The sequence below is a fragment of the Micromonospora sp. CCTCC AA 2012012 genome (assembly GCF_040499845.1).
GTDB classification, from domain to species: domain Bacteria; phylum Actinomycetota; class Actinomycetes; order Mycobacteriales; family Micromonosporaceae; genus Micromonospora; species Micromonospora mangrovi.
Window position 1 is genome coordinate 6,666,668 of sequence record NZ_CP159342.1, and the last position, 19,196, is coordinate 6,685,863.

Annotated in this window: 16 protein-coding genes; 9 read left to right on the plus strand and 7 right to left on the minus strand. The window is 73.8% G+C overall.

Translation table 11 applies throughout. The annotated features are described in order from the left end of the window. Positions 1–25 precede the first annotated feature (25 nt). Both ABUL08_RS30280 and ABUL08_RS30285 read left to right on the plus strand, forming a co-directional pair. Positions 26–232 (plus strand): hypothetical protein, encoded by a 207-nt coding sequence (locus ABUL08_RS30280; RefSeq protein ID WP_350933478.1) that lies wholly within the window; start codon positions 26–28, stop codon positions 230–232. Between the two features lie 193 nt (positions 233–425). After that, a complete protein-coding gene (locus ABUL08_RS30285) occupies positions 426–1,982 on the plus strand; it encodes an ATP-dependent DNA ligase (protein WP_377521902.1) in 1,557 nt (518 codons plus the stop codon). A 40-nt stretch (positions 1,983–2,022) separates the two neighbouring features. Here the strand turns inward: ABUL08_RS30285 and ABUL08_RS30290 are convergent, their stop codons facing one another. Continuing rightward, positions 2,023–2,865: a hypothetical protein gene (locus tag ABUL08_RS30290; protein ID WP_350933480.1), complete on the minus strand. Its 843-nt coding sequence runs from the start codon at positions 2,863–2,865 to the stop codon at positions 2,023–2,025. A gap of 162 nt (positions 2,866–3,027) precedes the next feature. Then, positions 3,028–3,852, minus strand: a complete 825-nt coding sequence (locus tag ABUL08_RS30295; protein WP_350933481.1) for an SURF1 family cytochrome oxidase biogenesis protein — start codon at positions 3,850–3,852, stop codon at positions 3,028–3,030. A gap of 164 nt (positions 3,853–4,016) precedes the next feature. On the opposite strand from ABUL08_RS30295, the gene ABUL08_RS30300 reads away from it, so the two are divergent. Continuing rightward, positions 4,017–5,393 carry a cobyrinate a,c-diamide synthase gene (locus tag ABUL08_RS30300; protein ID WP_350933482.1) on the plus strand — a complete coding sequence of 459 codons (1,377 nt, stop codon included), beginning with the start codon at positions 4,017–4,019 and terminating at the stop codon, positions 5,391–5,393. Positions 5,394–5,527: 134 nt separating this feature from the next. Here the strand turns inward: ABUL08_RS30300 and ABUL08_RS30305 are convergent, their stop codons facing one another. Next, entirely contained in the window at positions 5,528–7,660 is a 2,133-nt protein-coding gene (locus ABUL08_RS30305) for a transglycosylase domain-containing protein (protein ID WP_350933483.1), read from the minus strand. Positions 7,661–7,793: 133 nt separating this feature from the next. On the opposite strand from ABUL08_RS30305, the gene cobC reads away from it, so the two are divergent. From cobC to cobA, 3 genes are read left to right on the plus strand one after another with little or no spacing between them, the layout of a single operon-like run. Next, the gene (gene cobC / locus ABUL08_RS30310) at positions 7,794–8,894 is read left to right on the plus strand and encodes an Rv2231c family pyridoxal phosphate-dependent protein CobC (RefSeq protein ID WP_350933485.1); all 1,101 of its coding nucleotides are present in this window, start codon (positions 7,794–7,796) and stop codon (positions 8,892–8,894) included. Beyond that, positions 8,894–9,991 (plus strand): nicotinate-nucleotide--dimethylbenzimidazole phosphoribosyltransferase, encoded by a 1,098-nt coding sequence (cobT, locus tag ABUL08_RS30315; RefSeq protein ID WP_350938925.1) that lies wholly within the window; start codon positions 8,894–8,896, stop codon positions 9,989–9,991. Before cobC ends, cobT begins: the two co-directional genes overlap by 1 nt. Next, entirely contained in the window at positions 9,988–11,238 is a 1,251-nt protein-coding gene (gene cobA, locus ABUL08_RS30320) for a uroporphyrinogen-III C-methyltransferase (RefSeq protein ID WP_350933486.1), read from the plus strand. The genes cobT and cobA overlap by 4 nt, the downstream gene beginning before the upstream one ends. Positions 11,239–11,309: 71 nt before the next feature. Here the strand turns inward: cobA and otsB are convergent, their stop codons facing one another. The 4 genes from otsB to ABUL08_RS30340 form a co-directional block, all read right to left on the minus strand. Next, complete coding sequence (gene otsB / locus ABUL08_RS30325; protein ID WP_350938927.1) at positions 11,310–13,871, minus strand: trehalose-phosphatase; 2,562 nt, start codon at positions 13,869–13,871, stop codon at positions 11,310–11,312. Positions 13,872–13,897: 26 nt separating this feature from the next. Next, on the minus strand, positions 13,898–15,298 hold the full coding sequence (locus ABUL08_RS30330) for an alpha,alpha-trehalose-phosphate synthase (UDP-forming) (protein ID WP_350933487.1): 1,401 nt from the start codon (positions 15,296–15,298) through the stop codon (positions 13,898–13,900). A gap of 141 nt (positions 15,299–15,439) precedes the next feature. Next, the gene (locus tag ABUL08_RS30335) at positions 15,440–15,826 is read right to left on the minus strand and encodes a hypothetical protein (RefSeq protein WP_350933488.1); all 387 of its coding nucleotides are present in this window, start codon (positions 15,824–15,826) and stop codon (positions 15,440–15,442) included. Next, positions 15,819–16,103, minus strand: a complete 285-nt coding sequence (locus ABUL08_RS30340; RefSeq protein ID WP_350933490.1) for a hypothetical protein — start codon at positions 16,101–16,103, stop codon at positions 15,819–15,821. Before ABUL08_RS30340 ends, ABUL08_RS30335 begins: the two co-directional genes overlap by 8 nt. A 208-nt stretch (positions 16,104–16,311) precedes the next feature. Between ABUL08_RS30340 and ettA the strand changes: the two genes are divergently transcribed. Genes ettA through ABUL08_RS30355 form a run of 3 tightly spaced genes read left to right on the plus strand, consistent with a single transcriptional unit; the run spans position 16,312 to position 19,080 of the window. After that, positions 16,312–17,988, plus strand: coding sequence for an energy-dependent translational throttle protein EttA (gene ettA, locus ABUL08_RS30345; RefSeq protein ID WP_350933491.1), 1,677 nt, complete (start codon positions 16,312–16,314; stop codon positions 17,986–17,988). Next, positions 17,981–18,427 carry an acyl-CoA thioesterase gene (locus tag ABUL08_RS30350; protein ID WP_350933492.1) on the plus strand — a complete coding sequence of 149 codons (447 nt, stop codon included), beginning with the start codon at positions 17,981–17,983 and terminating at the stop codon, positions 18,425–18,427. The genes ettA and ABUL08_RS30350 overlap by 8 nt, the downstream gene beginning before the upstream one ends. After that, positions 18,424–19,080 (plus strand): hypothetical protein, encoded by a 657-nt coding sequence (locus ABUL08_RS30355; protein WP_350933493.1) that lies wholly within the window; start codon positions 18,424–18,426, stop codon positions 19,078–19,080. Before ABUL08_RS30350 ends, ABUL08_RS30355 begins: the two co-directional genes overlap by 4 nt. Positions 19,081–19,196 lie beyond the last annotated feature (116 nt).

Here is a 19,196-nt window from a genome sequence, read left to right on the forward strand (position 1 = left end):
GCGGGGCTGTTATAGCCTTTCGAACATGCGTACGAACGACGTGATGTCACGGCTGGAAGCCGCCGTCAGTGCTCTGGGGGACGTCGACGTCTCCGCGTGGCCCGAGGAGACCCTCAAGGAACAGCTCGGCGAGCTCTCCGCGGCGCTGGTCTCGCTCGACACCCTGCTCACCCGGGTCGCCGACGAGGTGCGCGCCCGCGGCCTGCGCATCGAGGAGCCGGTCTCGGCCTGACCGGGGCCGGCTCCGCCGCGTTCCGCCACGGATCGCCTCCGGCGCGGCTGACGTTCGACCGCGTCGGGTGCTGATCGGGCCCGGCGCGGGGCCGGGCCGCCGTCGGGAGCCGGCCGGGACCGGGTGACGCGCGGGACCCGTCACCCGGTCGGGATGCCCCGCCGTGTCGGGGGTGACTGGCAGGATGAGGGGCGTGCGGTTCCTCGACCTGGCGGCCACCTCCGCCGCGGTGGGCGCCACCAGCGGCCGGCGGGCCAAGGTGGAGCTGCTGGCCGCCGCGCTCCGGGCGCTCGACGCTTCCGAGGTGCCGGCCGGTGCCGGCTATCTCGCCGGTGAGCTGCGTCAACGCCAGACGGGGGTGGGCTGGGCGGCCCTTCGTGAGCTGCCCCCGCCGGCCGCCGAGCCGACGTTGACGGTGGCCGGCGTGGACGCCGCGATCGACGGGATCGCCGCCGTCCGTGGTGCCGGCTCGCAGGCCCGACGCCGGGAGCTGCTGCACCGGCTCTTCGGCACGGCCACCGCCGAGGAGCAGCGGCTGCTGGTCGGCCTCTTCAGCGGTGAGCTGCGCCAGGGCGCCCAGGCCGGGCTGCTCGCCGACGCGGTCGCCCGGGCCGCCGAGGTGCCCGTCACCGCCGTACGCCGGGCGCTGCTGCTCGCCGGCGACCTGCGGGCCGTCGCGGTCGCCGCGCTCGCCGGCGGGGCCGACGCGCTGGCCCGGTTCGGGCTCCAGGTGGGCCGCCCCCTCGCCCCGATGCTGGCGCAGAGCGCCCCCTCGGTGGACGAGGCGCTCACCGCCACCGGGGTCCCGGCGGTGGTGGACGTGAAGCTCGACGGCATCCGCATCCAGGCGCACCGCTCCGGCGAGGACGTCGCGATCTTCACCCGCAGTCTGGACGACATCACCGCCCGGCTGCCGGAGGTGGTCGCCCTCGTCCGGGCGCTGCCCGCCCGGGAGCTGGTGCTCGACGGCGAGGCGATCGGGCTGGACGCCACCGGCCGCCCGCTGCCGTTCCAGCAGACCTCCAGCCGGGCCGCCCGGCGCGCCACCGGTTCCGTGGTCGTCCCGGCCGCCGAGGGCGCCGACGGGACGGTGCTGACACCGTACTTCTTCGACCTGCTGCACCTCGACGGCGTGGATCTGGTCGACCTGCCGGGGCGGGAGCGGTGGGCCGCCCTGGCCCGGGTGGTCGACCCGGCGCTGCTGGTCGGTCGGGTGGAGGTGGACGGGCCGGAGCAGGCCGGCGCGGCGTTCGCCGCCGCGATCGACGCCGGTCAGGAGGGCGTGGTGGTCAAGGACCCGGCGGCGCCCTACGACGCCGGCCGACGCGGCTCCGCCTGGGTGAAGGTCAAGCCGCGGCACACCCTCGATCTGGTGGTGCTGGCCGTGGAGTGGGGCAGCGGTCGACGACAGGGCTGGCTCTCCAACCTGCACCTCGGGGCCCGCGACCCGCGCACCGGCGAGTTCGTCATGCTCGGCAAGACCTTCAAGGGGCTCACCGACGAGCTGCTGCGCTGGCAGACCGAACGTTTCCTCGGCCTGGCGGTGGAGAAGGGCGACTGGGTGGTCCGGGTCCGGCCCGAGCAGGTCGTCGAGATCGCGTTCGACGGGGTGCAGACCAGCAGCCGCTATCCGGGCGGGATGGCGCTGCGCTTCGCCCGGGTGGTGCGCTACCGCGACGACAAGACCGCCGCCGAGGCCGACACCATCGACGCCGTACGCGCCATCCACGCCGGTCGGGTGACCGGCTGACGCCGCCGGGGGCCGGCGCTCGACCCCCGACGGCGGGCCGTCAGCCCAGCGACAGCGTGCGGGCGTAGTTGACCTGGTTGTTCAGGTGCTGCACCTGGCTCTGGTCGACGACCGGGATGCGGGCCACGTACTGGTGCGCGCCGTTGGTGACGGTGACCTGCACGGTGCCGTGGTGCCGGGTCTCCTTGACCAGCAGGAAGAGCAGGCTGAAGAAGGTCAGGCAGAAGAAGCCGAGGACGGCGCAGACCAGCGCCCAGGTGGCGATCTTCTCCTCCTTCTGCCAGTGGTCGGCGACGTGCCAGCTCGCCCCGGCCAGCGGCAGCACGCCGGCCGGCGTACGGATCACCGGCGGGGTCACCATGATCTCGCCGATCTGCACGGCCACCACGGACTGCCCGACCGGATGGGGCGGCACGGTCACCGGAACGGCCGACATCGGGGCCGGCGGGTACGGCCCCGGCCGGGGAACGAGCGCCGCCGGGGGCGCCGAGTGCGGAGCCGGTGGCGCGGAGAACGGCGGGGTGGAGAACGGCGCGCTCGTCGGCGGGGCGGTGAAGCCGTTCGGCGGGGTGGAGAACGGCGTGCTCGTCGGCGGGGTGGTGAACCCGTTCGGCGGGGTGTGGAACGCCGCCGGAGGTGCCGGGAACGGCGCCGGGGGCGGCAGGACCGGCTCCCCGGCCGGCGGGGCCGGCAGCGCGCCCGACGGATTCGGGGGCGCGGAGAACGGCGGCGCAGCGACCGGCGGCGCGGAGAGCGGCGGGGCGGAGGGTGGCACCGCGGTCATCGGCGGCCAGGTGTCGGCGGGCGGTCCCGCGGGCGCGGCGGGTGCCGGGAACTGCTCGGTGGCCGGCGCGGCGGCGTAGGTGCGCGGCTGGGGCGTCACCTCCCACGGATCGTGGGAGGGCGGCAGGGGCATCGTGGGCTCAGGGGTCACCGCGACCCCGCACGGTCGGTGATCATCCAGCGCACACTACAACGTCCCCTGTCGTCCGGGGACCCACCGGCTGTCCGGTTCCGGACGGTCCGGCCGGCGCCGGGGCGGGGGTCAGACGGAGGCGCTGGGCGTCGGTTCGGCGGCCCGGTCGACGGGCTGGCGGGGGCGGTCGAGACCGGCCGCGCGACGTGCCTCCCGGCGGGCCACCCAGCCGTAGCCGACCAGGCTCATCCCGGCGAAGAGCCACCACTGGACGACGTAGCCGAAGTTCTGCCAGTTGTTGGTGTGCCCGATCGGCACCGCCTGGAACGCCGGGTCGGCGGCCGGGGTCTGCTGGTCGAGCAGGACGTACCCGCCGTGGACGGCGTAGGGCAGTTGCTTCGCCAGCCGGGGGATGCCGATCCGGCGGGTCTCCAGCTTGCCGTCGCGCCGGTCCACCCCGCCGCCGCCGCTCTCGCTGGACACCACCCGGCCGGTGACGGTCACCTCGCCACCGGGAGCGGCCGGCACCTGCGGCTGGGTGGTCGCGCCCGCGCCCGGGGCCGGGGGGATCCAGCCCCGGTCCACCAGCACCGCCGTGCCGTCGGTGAGGACCAGCGGGGTCAGCACCTCGAAGCCCACCGTGTTGTCGACCGTCCGGCCCCGGACCAGCACCAGGTTGGCCGGGTCGTAGCGGCCGGTGACGGTGACCCGGGTCCAGGTCAGGTCGTCGGCGGGGGCCGGGCCGGCGGTGCCGGGGCCGCCGGTGGGCGCGGGCATCGCGTCGCGCAGCGGGGCGGGGGCCATCGTCGCGCCGGCGTCGATCCGATCGTTGATCGCCGTACGACCGCGGTAGCGGTCCAGCTGCCAGTTGCCGAGGAACACCATCACCGCGGCGGCGACCAGGGTCAGCGCGAGCCAGCCCAGCCAGCGTGGGGTCAGCAGGAACCGGTACACGGGTCGAGGCTACCCGCTGTGCCGACCGCGCCGACCTGCGCGGGGCCGGATCCGCCTGTTCGGCGGCAACCGTCCCTCGGTCGGGCCGGGTATGGTCACGCGGGCGGAACGGGCTCCACGGGCCGCCGCCCGCCCGCCGTACCGTCGCCCGTGAGGAGTCGATGATGACCGTCGTGCCGCGCGTCGTGTTGAGCGCGCCCTCCTCCGGGCACGGCACCAGCGCGCTCGCCCTCGGCCTGCTCGCCGCCGTCGCCGATTCCGGCGTCGACGTGGCCGGCTTCAAGATCGGCCCGGACCAGGTGGACGCGGCCTACCTGGGGCTGGCCGCCGGCCGTCCCGGCCGCAACCTCGACCCGAGGCTGGTCGGCCCGGAACGGATCGCTCCGCTCTTCGCGCACGGCGCCGCCGGGGCCGGGCTGGCCGTGGTGCAGGGCACCATGGGGCTCTACGACTCGATCTCCGGGCACCCCGAGACGGAGTCCACCGCCGCGGTCGCCACCGCGTTGCGCAGCCCGGTCGTGCTGATGGTGGACGTCGCGGCGATGGGCCAGTCGGTGGCCGCGCTGGTGCACGGCTTCCGGGCGTACGACGAGCAGCTCTGGCTGGGCGGGGTGATCCTCAACCGGGTGGCGTCGCCCCGGCACGAGGCGATGCTGCGCGAGGCCCTCGACGACATCGGCGTCCCGGTCTACGGGGCGTTGCGCCGGCACGAGCTGCCGCCGGTGCTGCCCGCCCGGCGGCACGGCATGGTGCCCGTCGTGCAGGGCGACGGCGAGGCGACCCGGGCGGTGCGTCGGCTGGGCGAGGCGGTGGCCGCGACCGTCGACCTGGAGCGGCTGCTCGGGCTGGCCCGCTCGGCGCCCGAACTCACCGTCGACGCCTGGTCACCGGCGCCGGCCGACGGCCCGCCCGCCGGGGAGCGCCCGGTGGTGGCGCTGGCCGGGGGACCGGGCGGCAGCTACAGCCACCCGGAGACCGCCGAGCTGCTCCGGGCCGCCGGGGCGGAGGTGGTCACCGTCGACCCGCTGCGGGACGAGGCGCTCCCCGCCGGCACCCGCGCGCTGGTCGTCGGCGGCGGGCTCCCCGAGTCGTACGCGGAGCAGCTCTCCGCCAACCGGCGGCTCTGCATCGCCGTCGCCGAGCTGGCCCGGACCGGCCGGCCCGTGATCGCCGAGGGGGCCGGCCTGCTGTGGCTGGCCCGCGAGCTGGACGGGCTGCCCATGTGCGGGGTGCTGGACGCGATCGGGGCGAGCCGGGACGGCATGGTGATCGGCTACCGGGAGGCGACGGCGCAGGCCGGGAGCGTGGTGGCGCCGGCCGGTGCGGTGGTGGTGGGGCACAAGCAGCACGCCGCCGTGGTCACTCCCCGATCCGGTGACCGACCGGCGTGGAGCTGGGACGGCGGCTCGCCGGAGGGCTTCGTCTGGCGCGGCGTGCACGCCTCCCAGCTCGTCCCCCACTGGGCGGCCCACCCCGAGATCGCCGCCCGCCTCGTCGCCGCGGCCCTCCACGACCCGGCCACCGTGGAGACCCCGGCCTGACCGGCCACCTTCTCGTTGTTGATCAAGAGGTTCGCGTCGGGGATCACGGGGATCCTGGACGCAAACCTCTTGATCAACTAGCCCGGGCGCACCCCCGGGCGGTTCGGGGTGGTGGGTGGGGTGGGTGGGTGGGGTCAGCCGACCATTTGGTCGGAGGGTGGGGTGAACTGGCGGGTGGGTTGGCCCTTGAGGGCGTCGCGGAGGGTGTTCGCCACCGCGTTGACCGGGATCTGGGACTGGCCGTCACCCACCGCGTTGAACGGGTTGTCCGGGTCGGCGATGAAGCTCGCCGCCGCCAGCTCCGGCGTGTAGCCGACGAACCAGGCGGACCGGGTGCTGTCCGTCGTACCGGTCTTGCCGGCGACCGGGCGGCCGACCGTACCCCGGACGCTGTCGGCCGTCGACCAGCCGCCGCAGCTCCCCCGGGCCGGGGTGTCGCCGGTCGGGCAGCGGGCCGCGTCGGTGGCGGCGCGGGCGGCGTCGGCGTTGACGACCTGCCGGCAGCGCGGCTTGGCGATCTCCCGCTGCACCCCGCCCGCGGTGGTGTACGTGGCCGGCGTGCCGTCCCGGTTGGTGATCGACATGACGGGGATGGCCTCGCAGTACCGCCCGTCGGCGGCGACCGCGGCGTAGGCGTTCGCCATCTCCAGCGGGGTGGCGTCGGAGACGCCCAGGGTGAACGCGCCCCACTTCTTCGCCTTGCCCGGCGACGCCTGTTCCTTGTCCACGTCGGTGCGCCAGCGCAGCCCGAGCTGCTCGGCGAGGCGGACCGCGCTGTCCGCGCCGACCTGCTCCTCCAGCTGCACGAAGTAGGTGTTGACGGACTTGCCGAAGCCGGACCACATGGTCTGCCGTCCGGTCATCGCCCCGCTGGCGTTGGACGGGGCCCACCCGTCATAGACGGCCGACTTGTAGCGGTACGGCGAGTCGTACGCGGTGGAAAGCGGCATCCCGGCGTTGAGCGCGGCGAGCATCGGGAACATCTTGAACGTCGAGCCCGCCTGATAGCCGGGGAGCGAGCCCCCGCCGAGCAGTGGGGCGACCGTGTTCGGGTAGTTGGCCTTCATCTTCGGGTCGGCCTCGGGATTGGAGCTGGGCCCGTTCTCGCTGAGGTCCAGCGAGTAGTTCCGGTTCACCGCCATCGCCTTGATCCGCCCGGTGCCCGGTTCGGCGACCACGATCCCGTTGGCGAACGGGCTGCCGGTGTTGTCCTTCGCCCCGACGTTCGTCTCGGCCGCCGACTGGATCTTCGGGTCGATGCTGAGCACGATCCGGTAGCCGCCGCGGCGCAGCTTGTCCATCCGTTCCAGCCGGTTCTCCCCGAACGCCGGCTGCGCGCTCCACCAGTTCTTCAGGTAGTCGCAGGCGAAGCCCCAGCTGCGGTACTGCTGGGTGATCGAGGCGCAGTCGTTGGGCGGGTTGGTGAGCTTGAGCCGGATCGGTTGGCTCTTCGCGGCGGCGACGGCGTCCGGTGAGAGATAACCGAGTCGGGCCATGTTGTCCAGCACGTAGTTGCGCCGGCCGGTGGCGTCCTTCTGGTCCGAGGTGATCGGGTCGTACTCGGAGGGGGACTTGACCAGGCCGGCGAGGGTGGCTGCCTCGACCGGGGAGAGGGTGGCCGGGGTCTTGGAGAAGAAGATCTCCGAGGCGGCGTAGATGCCGTACGCCCGGTGGCCGAAGTACGCGGAGTTGAGGTAGCGCTCCAGGATCTGCTCCTTGGTCAGCTCCTTCTCCACGTCCAGCGCCATCCGCATCTCCTTGACCTTGCGCAGGCTGGTCTGCTGGGTGGCCTCCTGCACCTCCTTCGGGGTGCTGGCGCTGTCCCGCAGGGCCATCCGGACGTACTGCATGGTCAGCGTGGAGGCGCCCTGGGAGACGCCGCTGGAGCGGGCGTTGGCGACGAAGGCGCGGGCCACGCCCTTCGGGTCGACGCCGCGGTGCTGGTAGAAGCGGTTGTCCTCGGCGGCGACGATGGCCTGCTGGATGTTCGGGGACATGTCCTGGATCTTGGTGTACTGCCGGTACTCCTCGTAGAACATCGTCAGTACGGTCCGGCCGTCCGGCGCGTACAGGTACGACGTCTCGGCCGGCAGCGCGGTCTTCAGGATGCTCGTCTTCTGCTCCACGGCGTGCGCGGTGGCCTTGGCCCCGATCCCGGTCACGGCGGCGAGCGGGTACGCCGCGGCGGCGACCACGATGCCGGCGATCAGTCCGGCGCGGAGGAGGGGAACGGCACGACCAGCGGAAGCAAGGGGTCGGTTGCTCACAGGGTCAAGCTATGACATTTCCGAATCAGAAATGAGAAGAATTCATAAACGGGCGAGCGGGTGGCCGGGTGGTGACGCGGCCCACGCCGGGATCCGCTGTCCCGCACGGCAGCTTCCCGGCAGGATCGCGGACATGCGCGCTGAGCTGATCGGGACGCCGGCCCCCGGCCCGGACCCGGCGACCGGGCACGAGCCGGACCTCGCCCACCACGGCGACGTCGAGGCGACCCCCGGCCTGGTCGACCTCGCGGTCAACGTCCGGCGCGCCCCGATGCCCGACTGGCTCGCCGACCCGGTCGTCGCCGCCCTCGGCGATCTCGCCGCCTATCCCGACCCGGCGCCCGCCCGCGCCGCGGTCGCCGCCCGGCACGGCCGTCCCCCGGAAGAGGTACTCCTCACCGCCGGTGCCGCCGAGGGTTTCGTGCTGATCGCCCGGGCGCTGCGCGGGGCCCGCCGGCCGGTGGTGGTGCACCCGCAGTTCACCGAGCCGGAGGCCGCCCTGCGCGCGGCCGGTCACTCCGTCGAGCGGGTGCTGCTCGACCCGGCCGACGGCTTCCGGCTCGACCCGGCCCGGGTGCCTGCCGACGCCGATCTGGTGATGATCGGCAACCCCACCAACCCGACCTCGGTGCTGCACCCGGCCGGCGCGCTGGCCGCGCTGGCCCGGCCCGGCCGGGTGCTGGTGGTCGATGAGGCGTTCGCCGACACCACCCGGGCACCCGGCGTCGAGGGCGAGCCGGAGTCCCTGGCCGCCCGCCGCGACCTGCCCGGCCTGGTCGTGGTGCGCAGCCTGACCAAGACCTGGGGCCTGGCCGGCCTGCGGATCGGCTACCTGCTCGGCGAGGCCGGGCTGCTGGCCCGGTTCGCCGCGGCCCAGCCGCTCTGGGCGGTCTCCACCCCGGCGCTCGCCGCCGCGACCGCCTGCGCGAGCCCGGCCGCCGTCGCGGCCGAGCGCGAGATCGCCGCGACGCTCGCCGCCGACCGCGACCACCTGGTCGACCGCCTGTCCGGCCTGCCCGGCGTACGCGTCGCGGGCCAGCCGGCCAGCGCCTTCGTGCTGATCCACCTTTCCGGCGCCGACCGGGTACGCGAACGGCTGCGCGAGCGGGGCTGGGCGGTCCGCCGGGGCGACACCTTTCCGGGGCTCGGCCCGGACTGGCTGCGGATCGCGGTGCGCGACCCGGCGACCAGCGACGCGTTCACCGAGGTACTGGCGGAGATCCTGGAGGCATGATGTTGGAGTCCACCGTCGCGGCGATCGGCCCGCTGGACGAGACGGCGATGGCGGCCGCCCGCGACCTCCAGAGCCGGCTGACCAAGCCGGCCGGTTCGCTCGGCGCCCTCGAACCCCTCTCCGTACGCCTCGCCGGCCTGGCCGGGAGCTGCCCGCCGCCGCTGCCGGAGCCGGCCGCGGTGGCGATCTTCGCCGGTGACCACGGCGTGCACGCCCAGGGGGTGACCCCGTGGCCGCAGGAGGTCACCGCCCAGATGATCGGCAACTTCCTGGCCGGCGGCGCGGTCGTCAACGCCTTCGCCCGGCAGGCCGGCGCCTCGGTCACCGTGGTCGACGTCGGCGTGGCCACCCCGCTGCCGTTCGACCCGACCGACCAGACCGGCTCGGGAGGCGGGGTCGGCGAGGTGGGCGGGCCGCGGCTGCTGCGGGCCAACGTCCGCGCCGGCACCCGGGACCTGACCGTCACCGCCGCGCTCACCCGGGACGAGGCGCGGGCGGCCGTGGAGACCGGCATCCGGGTCGCCGGTGAGCTGGTGGACGCGGGCGCGGGCATCCTGCTCACCGGGGACATGGGCATCGGCAACACCACCCCGGCGGCCGCACTGATCGCCGCCTTCACCGGCGTCGACCCGACCGAGGCGACCGGCCGGGGCACCGGGGTGGACGACGAGACGTACGCCCGGAAGGTCGGCGTGGTCCGCGCGGCGCTGGACCGGCACGCGCCGGACCCGGCGGACCCACTGGGGGTGCTGGCCGCGGTCGGCGGGCTGGAGCACGCCGCGCTGGCCGGGCTGATCCTGGGCGCCGCCGCCCGTCGCGTCCCGGTGCTGCTGGACGGCGTGATCGCGGTCAGCGCCGCGCTCGCCGCCGCGGCCTTCGCCCCCGACGCGGTCGGCGCGATGGTCGCCGGGCACCGCTCGGCCGAGCCGGGCGCCACCGCCGCGCTGCGGCACCTGGGCCTCGACCCGCTGATCGACCTGGGGCTGCGCCTCGGCGAGGGGACCGGTGCGCTGCTCGCGTTGCCGGTCGTCACCGGGGCGGTCCGGGTGCTGCACGAGGTGGCCACCTTCGACTCGGCCGGGGTGGCCGAGAAGTGAGCGGGGCAGCGAACCCCTACCCGCTCGGCCTGCGGCTCGCCGGCCGGCGGGTGGTCGTGGTGGGTGGGGGAGCGGTCGCCACCCGGCGGGTGCCCGCCCTGCTCGACGCCGGCGCCGACGTGCTGCTGGTCTCGCCGGAGCTGACCCCGGCGCTGCAGGCGCACGTGGACGCCGGCCGGCTGCACTGGGAGCCGCGCCGGTTCGCCCCCGAGGACCTCGACGGGGCGTGGCTGGTCCAGGTGGCCGTCGACGACCGGGCCGCCGCCGCGTCCGTCAGCGCCGCCGCCGCCGAGCGCCGGATCTTCTGCGTCCGGGCCGACGACCGGACGGCCGCCAGCGCGTGGACCCCGGCGGTGACCCGGCACGGCCCGGTCACCGTCGCCGTCCTCGGTGGCGGTGACCCGCACCGCGCGATGACCGTCCGCGACGCCATCCGCGCCCTGCTGGGCGAGCGGACCGGCGCGCTGGTGCCGCCCCCGGTCCCGCCGCGGCCCCCGGTCGAGGCCGGCGCCGGGGACCGGGCCATGGGGCGGGTGGCGCTGGTGGGGGCGGGGCCGGGCGACCCGGAGCTGATCACCGTGAAGGGCTGGCGGCTGCTCACCGAGGCCGACGTGGTGGTCGCCGACCGGCTCGTGCCGGGGCTGCTCCTGGACGAGCTGCGGCCCGACGTCGAGCTGGTGGACGCCTCCAAGATCCCGTACGGCCCGTCCCGGACGCAGGAGGAGATCAACCGGATCCTGGTCGACCGGGCCCTGGCCGGGAAGGTCGTGGTCCGGCTCAAGGGCGGCGACCCGTACGTCTTCGGGCGCGGCGGCGAGGAGCTGCTGGCCTGCGCGGCGGCCGGCGTGCCGGTGACCGTGGTGCCGGGCGTGACCAGCGCGATCGCGGTGCCGGCGGTGGCCGGCGTACCGGTCACCCACCGGGCGGTGGCGCACGAGTTCACCGTGGTCTCCGGGCACGTCGCGCCGGACTCGCCCGCCTCGCTGGTCCGCTGGGAGTCCCTCGCCGGGCTGCGCGGCACCCTGGTGATCCTGATGGGGCTGAAGAACCTGGCGGCGATCGCCGACACCCTCACCGGGCACGGCAAGGACCCGGCCACCCCGGTCGCCGTCATCCAGGAGGGCACGACGGGCGCCCAGCGCTCGCTGCGCTCCACCCTCGGCGCGGTGGCCGCGGACGTCGCCGCGGCGGGAATCCGCCCACCGGCGATCGTGGTCGTCGGCGACGTCGTCGAGGCCCTCGCCTGATCGGCCCGGAACGCCGACGTGGCGGTGCCCGGGTGACCGGGACACCGCCACGTCGGCGTTGAGGAGCGGTCCTACTGCTTGAGCATGTTGTCCAGCAGCAGGGCGCAGCGGATCAGCCCGAGGTGGCTGTACGCCTGCGGGTGGTTGCCCAGCCCGCGCTCGGCCAGCGGGTCGTACTGCTCGGGGAGCAGCCCGGTCGGGCCCGCCGTGAGCACCATCTGGGCGAACAGCTCCTCCGCGTCGGTCCGCCGCCCGGTGCGCAGGTACGCCTCGATCAGCCACGCCGTGCAGATGTGGAAGCCGCCCTCGCGGCCGGGCAGACCGTCGTCCCAGTGGTAGCGGTAGACGACCGGGCCGCTGCGCAGATCCGCCTCGATCTTGAGCACGGTGGAGAGGAAGCGCGGGTCGTCGCCCGGGAGCAGCCCCGACAGACCGATCCAGAGCGAGGAGGCGTCCATGTCCTCGTGCCCGTACGCGACGCTGTACGCCTCGGCGTCGTCGTGCCAGCCGTGTTCGAGGACGTTCGCGCCGATCCGGTCCCGCAGTTCGACCCACTCGGGGCGGTCCTCGCCGCCGTGCTGCCGCACCACGTGCAGCGCCCGGTCGACGGTCATCCAGCACATCACCTTGGAGAAGATGTGGTGCCGCGGGGGGAGGCGGGCCTCCCAGATGCCGTGGTCGGGCTCGTGCCAACGGCGGCGGACCGCCTCGACCATGTTCTCCAGCACCCGCCACTCGTCCTCCCGGACGGTGCCCCGGGCGTCGGCGACGGCGGCGATCAGGTCGGCGATCGGGCCGAAGACGTCGAGCTGGAGCTGGTGGTTGGCGAGGTTGCCGACGCGTACCGGGCGGGAGCCGGCATAGCCGGGGAGGGTGTCGATGACCGCCTCGGCGCCCAGCTCGTACCCGTCCACGGTGTAGAGCGGGTGCAGCCGCTCCGGGTGCCCGCCGGTGCGCTCGATGCAGCCGTCGACCCAGCGCAGCAGCGCCTCCGCCTCCTCGGTGGAGCCGAGGTCGACCAGCGCGCGGGCGGTCATCGCCGCGTCCCGCAGCCAGCAGTAGCGGTAGTCCCAGTTGCGGACGCCGCCCAGCTCCTCGGGGAGCGAGGTGGTCGCCGCGGCGAGGATGGAGCCGGTGGCCTCGTGGCAGAGCCCGCGCAGGGTGAGCGCGCTGCGGGCCACCAGGTCCCGGGCGGTGGTGGGCAGCCGCAGCGAGGCCACCCAGTCCTTCCAGGGCTGCTCGGCGTTGGCCTGCCGCTCGTGCACCGGCACCCGGTGGTGTTCCAGGCTCTGGGTGCCGAAGCGCAGCTCCAGCACCACCTGGCCGCCGGCCGCCGACAGGTCGACCACGGCCTTCGCCGTCTCGTACCCGCCGTCGTTGGTGACCTCCCAGGTCACGCCGGGGGAATAGAGCGCGACGGGCTCGTTGGAGCCGAGCACCAGCAGCCCGTCGTCGAGCGGCTGGAGCTGCACCTGGACCTGACCGAACTCCGGGCGCGGGGCGAACTCGATGCGGACCTTGCCGCGACCGTCGAGCACCCGGACCATGGTCGAGTCGCCGGTGACGACGGCCGGGCCGTCGGGGGTGGTCTCCCTGGCCGGCAGGTCCAGCCAGTCGGTGACCGTCAGCCCCGACCAGCGGGTCTCCACCGTCATCGTGCCGTTGCGGTAGCGCTGGCCGAGCGGGATGCCGCCGCGCTCCGGGGCGACGCTGAAGTGCCCGGCGGGGCTGCCGCCGACCAGGTCGGCGAAGATCGCCGCCGAGTCGGGCTTGGGGTGGCAGAGCCAGGTGACCTTCGCCTCGGGCGTCAGCAGCGCGACCGTACGGCCGTTGGCCAGCATCGAGTGGCGCTCGATGGGGACCGCGCGCTCGCCGAAGAGCCAGTGCCGCCGGGTCTCCAGCAGCAGGCCGAGCGCCCGGGCCGCCTCGATCGGCTCGGCGACCCGGTGGTCGGCCCGGGTCTCGCCCGGACCGATCTTGATGCCGACGTCCGGGCCGTGCAGGTTGCCGAAGGCGTTCTCGTCGGTGACGTCGTCGCCGATGAAGAGCACCGCGCTGGCGGCGAGCTGGGTGCGGAGCTGGTCGACCGCGGTGCCCTTGTGGGTCGCCACGACGGACAGCTCGATGACCTCCTTGCCCTGGGTGACGGTGACGTCGTCCCAGGTGGCGGGGCCGCTGCGGACCGCGTCGACGGCGGCGGCGGCGACCTGCGGGTCGAGCCCGCGGGTGTGCACCGCGACGCTGGCCGGCTTGCGCTCCAGGCGTACGCCGGGGTGGGCCGCGGCGATCTCGCGCAGCGCCTCGCGCAGCCGGGTGCGGACCGCGATCAGCTCGGGGGTGAGCCGCTCGACGAAGCCGATGTCGAACTCCGAGCCGTGGCTGCCGACGAGGTGGACCTCGCTGGGCAGCCGGGAGAGCGTGGCCAGGTCGCGCAGCGCCCGGCCGGAGACGACCGCGACGCTGGTCTGCGGCAGCGAGGCCAGCGCGCGGATCGCGGCCACCGACTCGGGCAGCGGTACGGCCTTGCTGGGGTCCTCGACGATCGGGGCGAGCGTGCCGTCGTAGTCACAGGCCACCAGGAGCTGCGGGACCCGGGCGATGCGGCCGATGGCGGCGCGCAGCTCCGGGTCCATCACGGCGGCGTGGGTGGTGGGGGAGTTCACGCAACCTCCGTATCGGGCACGCCGAGTTCGGTCAGGAAGGACTTGGCCCAGTGGCCCACGTCGTGGGTGCGCAGGTGTCGCTGCATCACCCGCATCCGACGGCGGGCCTCCGGTTTCTCGACGTGCACGGCGCGCAGCAGCGCGTCCTTGACCGCGTCGGGGTCGTGCGGGTTGCAGAGGAAGGCCTGGCGCAGCTCGGTGGCGGCGCCGGCGAATTCACTGAGCACGAGCGCGCCGCCCTGGTCGGCGCGCGATGCGACGTACTCCTTGGCCACCAGATTCATTCCGTCTCGCAGCGGGGTCACCATCATCACGTCGGCCGCGACGTACATCGCGGCCAGTTCGGAGCGACTGTACGACTGATGCAGATAATGCACGGCAGGCACGCCGACCCGGCCGAATTCGCCATTAATCCGGCCAACCTCGCGTTCCACCTTGACGCGTAGTGCCTGGTAGTGCTCCACGCGCTCGCGGCTGGGCGTGGCGACCTGCACCATAACCGCGTCGGGAACTGTCAACTTTCCGTCAGAGAGGAGTTCCCGGAAGGCCTTGAGACGGAGTTCGATGCCCTTGGTGTAGTCCAGCCGGTCCACGCCCAGGATGATCGTCTTCGGGTTGCCCAGCTCCTCGCGGATCTGCTTGGCGCGGGCCTGGATCGCCGGGTCCTCGGCCAGCCGCTCCATCTCCTTGGTCTCGATCGAGATGGGGAAGGCGCCGGCCTTCACCTGCCGCCCGTCGACCTGGATCATCTGGCCCTCGTAGCGCAGCCCGAGCAGGTGCCGGGCCAGCCGGACGAAGTTCTGCGCGGCCAGCCGCTGCTGGAAACCGACCAGGTCGGCGCCGAGCAGACCGCGCAGGATCTCGGTCCGGAACGGCATCTGCATGAACAGCTCGATCGGCGGGAACGGGATGTGCAGGAAGAAGCCGATCTTCAGGTCCGGCCGCAGCTCGCGCAGCATCGCCGGGACCAGCTGGAGCTGGTAGTCCTGCACCCAGACCGTCGCGCCCTCGGCCGCGACCTCCGCCGCGGCCTCCGCGAACCGGGCGTTGACCAGGCGGTACGCCTCGCGCCACCGGCGCTTGTAGGCCGGGGTCTCCACGGCGTCGTGGTAGAGCGGCCAGATGGTGGCGTTGGACTGGCCCTCGTAGTAGCGCTCCAGCTCCTCGGCGCTCAACGGCACCGGGTGCAGCCGGATCCCCTCCAGGTCGAACGGCTCGGGGGCGGCACCCGTGCCACCGGCCCAGCCGACCCAGGTGCCCTGGTGCTCGGCGAGCACGGGGTGCAGCGCGGTGACCAGCCCGCCGGGGCTGCGTCGCCACTGCCGTCCCTCGGGTGTGCTCACCTCGTCGACCGGCAGTCGGTTCGCCACTACGACAAAGGAGCTACGGACGGTCACGATCGGCCACCTCCGGGTGCTGACGGGTCCACCGCGATGAGCGTACTGAGCGTAGCTGCGGCGTCTGTTGCCCCGTGCCGGAGTCACCTACCCGTCCCACGGTTGCTGAACCCTCGGCGTGATCTTGTCGACATCGCCTGGTCAGAGGTCGATGATCGGCCACTCCTTCGGCAGCACCTCACCGAGCAGCTCGCGCCGGTCGGTCATGATCGGGCTGGTGGCCCGCGCGGCCTCCAGGGCGGCCTGGGCGAGGTCCATGCCGCCGAGGGTGCGCGACCAGCCGCCGAGGAACATGCACATGTCGTGCGTGACGGACGCGACCTCCACGTGGGCGAGGTCGCCGAGGGTGTCCAGGAGTCGCCAACCGTCGGTGTGCACCCGCCGGTACGCCTCCGCCAGGCAGAGTGCCGGGATGATCACCGACTGCCGGCGGTCGGCGACCTCGGCAATCTGCTCGCCGACCGTCTCGGTGCCTTCGCAGTAGGCCAGCAGGCACGCGGTGTCGAGCACCAGCCCGGCGTCAGTCACGGACGGTCAGCCGCCCGCGGGATGACTCGCTCAGCAGCGCCGCTGCCTCGGCGCGCAGGTCGGGCGTGATCCTCGCCTGCGCCTCGTCGAGGGTGCGGCCGGCCTTGGCGAGCCCCTCTTCGGAGAGTCGGAAGCCGACCTGACGCAGGGCTCGCCTCGTGCGCTCACCCGCCATCCGCTGTCGCACGCTGTCGGTGATGAAGGCGGAGACGTTGGGCTCCTCGGCCAAGCGCTCGGCCACGTCGTCCGGGACGCTGATCGCGATCTTCTTGGTCATACCGCGGAAGCTAGTTGGTTATACCGTCGGATGCAACGCGCCACGCGTACTGCTCGGGCGGGGTGATGTGGGCGGAGCGGGTCGTACCTGTCAGGATTGACGGCGGCGTGCGCGCGGCCGGCTCCCGGCCGGCGGCGGCGGGCGGCAGTCGCCGCCCGCGCCGCGCCGCACCAGCTCGCGATCGCAACCGACGGAGGTAGCCCGCACCGTGGCCCAGTTCATCTACGTCCTGGAAAAGGCGCGCAAGGCGCACGGCGACAAGGTCGTGCTCGACAACGTGACGCTGAACTTCCTGCCGGGGGCCAAGATCGGTGTGGTCGGCCCGAACGGTGCCGGTAAGTCCAGCCTCCTCAAGATCATGGCAGGGTGGGACCGGCCGAGCAACGGCGAGGCCCGGCTGATGCCCGGCTACACCGTCGGCATGCTCGCCCAGGAGCCCGCGCTCAACGACGCCAAGACCGTCCTCGGCAACGTCGAGGAGGCCGTCGCCGAGACCAAGGCCAAGCTGGAGCGGTTCAACAAGATCGCCGAGCAGATGGCGACGGACTACTCCGACGAGCTGATGGAGGAGATGGGCAAGCTCCAGGAGGAGCTGGACCACCTCGACGCCTGGGACATCGACTCCAAGCTCGAACTGGCCATGGACGCGCTGCGCTGCCCGCCGCCGGACGCCGACGTCACCCAGCTCTCCGGTGGTGAGCGCCGCCGGGTCGCGCTCTGCAAGCTGCTGCTCGAGGCGCCCGACCTGCTGCTGCTCGACGAGCCCACCAACCACCTGGACGCGGAGAGCGTCTCCTGGCTGGAGCAGCACCTGGCCAAGTACGCCGGCACCGTCATGGCGATCACCCACGACCGGTACTTCCTCGACAACGTGGCCAACTGGATCCTGGAGCTGGACCGCGGCCGGGCCTACCCGTACGAGGGCAACTACTCCACCTACCTGGAGAAGAAGGCCGCCCGGCTCGCCGTCGAGGGTCGCCGCGACGCCAAGATGAAGAAGCGGCTCACCGAGGAACTGGAGTGGGTCCGCTCCAACGCCAAGGCCCGGCAGACCAAGTCCAAGGCCCGCCTCGACCGGTACGACGAGATGGCCAACGAGGCGGAGAAGACCCGGAAGCTGGACTTCGAGGAGATCCAGATCCCGCCGGGCCCGCGCCTGGGCAGCACCGTCATCGAGGCGCACCACCTCAGCAAGGGCTTCGGTGACCGGCTGCTGATCGACAACCTGTCGTTCTCGCTGCCGCGCAACGGCATCGTCGGCATCATCGGTCCGAACGGCGTCGGCAAGACCACGCTCTTCAAGACCATCGTCGGGCTGGAGCAGCCGACCGGCGGCGACGTCCGGGTCGGTCCCACCGTCTCGCTGTCGTACGTCGACCAGAACCGGCAGGGCCTGGCCGGTGACAAGACGGTCTGGGAGGTCGTCTCCGACGGCCTGGACTACCTGATGGTCGGCAAGGTCGAGATGCCGTCCCGGGCGTACATCGCCGCGTTCGGCTTCAAGGGGCCGGACCAGCAGAAGCCCACCAAGGTGCTCTCCGGCGGCGAGCGGAACCGGCTCAACCTGGCGCTGACCCTCAAGATCGGCGGCAACGTCATCCTGCTCGACGAGCCGACCAACGACCTGGACGTGGAGACCCTCTCCAGCCTGGAGAACGCGCTGCTGGAGTTCCCCGGCTGCGCCGTGGTCATCTCCCACGACCGGATGTTCCTGGACCGGGTCGCCACGCACATCCTGGCCTGGGAGGGCGACGACGAGAACCCGGCCAAGTGGTTCTGGTTCGAGGGCAACTTCGAGGCGTACGAGAAGAACAAGGTCGACCGGCTCGGTGCCGACGCGGCCCGCCCGCACCGGGTGACCTACCGCAAGCTCACCCGTGACTGACCGGTTCGTCTACCACTGCACGCTGCGCTGGTCCGACCTGGACGCGTACGGCCACGTCAACAACTCGCGCTTCCTCACCCTCTACGAGGAGGCGCGGGTCGCGCTGATGTTCGCCGGTGGCCGGGCGTGGGGGGTGGGCTCGTTCGCCGACGGGGTGGTCATCCGTCGGCACGAGGTCGACTACCTGCGCCCGGTCGACTACGCGCTCGGCCGGGCCAGCGCGGAGGCGGCCCCCACGGTCCGGATCGAGCTGTGGATCTCCGACGTCCGGGCCGCCTCCTTCACCGTCGACTACGAGCTGTACGACGGTGAGGTGCTGGCCAGTCGGGCCCGCTCGGTGCTGGTGCCGTTCGACCTGACCGCGCAGCGGCCCCGCCGGATCAGCCCGGAGGAGCGCGCCTTCCTGCTCCGGTACGCCCCCGGGGCGGACGTGTCATGACCGGGCACGGGCTGGCCGGGGTGGCCGACGCGGGCGCCTTCCTGGCCCGGCTGGTCCGGCTCGACCCCGCCACGGTGGTCCGGCTCCGGCCGGTGCCGGGCGCGGGGCGTACGGCCCTGTGGGCGCGGCTGCCGTGGGGGGTGCTCGTGGTCCGGACGGTGGCCGGGGTGGCGCCCGGTGACGTGACCGTCGCGGCGGGCGAGCTGCTGGCCGAGCTGTCGGCCGGGGGCGCCGCCCTGCCCCGCCGCCGCGACGAGCTGTGGCGCTGGCCGCTGCCGCCGCTGGCGAGCCGGGCGGTGGAGCTGCTCCCCGCGGCCGACGTACGCCGGATCGCCGCCGCCGCGGCCGGCACGCTGCGCGAGGCAGCCACCCACGGGGTGGGGGGCCGGGCGGTGGGGCAGCGGGTGCTGCGGGACGCGCTGCTCGACCACGTCGCGGTGGTGGTCACCCCCGACGACGCGCCGGAGGCGCCGGTGGAGGTGTCGCAGCGGTTGGTGCAGGGGCTGGTCCGGATGGGCTTCCTCGGCGACGGCGACGTGCAGGTACGCACCGCCGGCCGGTGGGTCGGACTGGTGGGACCGTATGGAGCAGCGTGGTCGCGGAAGGTCGCGGAACTCGCCCTGACGCCCACCGGTGATCGTCCGAACGGATGACCCCGGCTCATTCTTCCGGGCTGGGGCAGCCGTTGGGGGGATGCCTCAACCCGGCTGTCCGGGTACCGTCCATCCTCGGATCCAACGCACCGTAGGCGGCTGGATCCGCTGGGGAG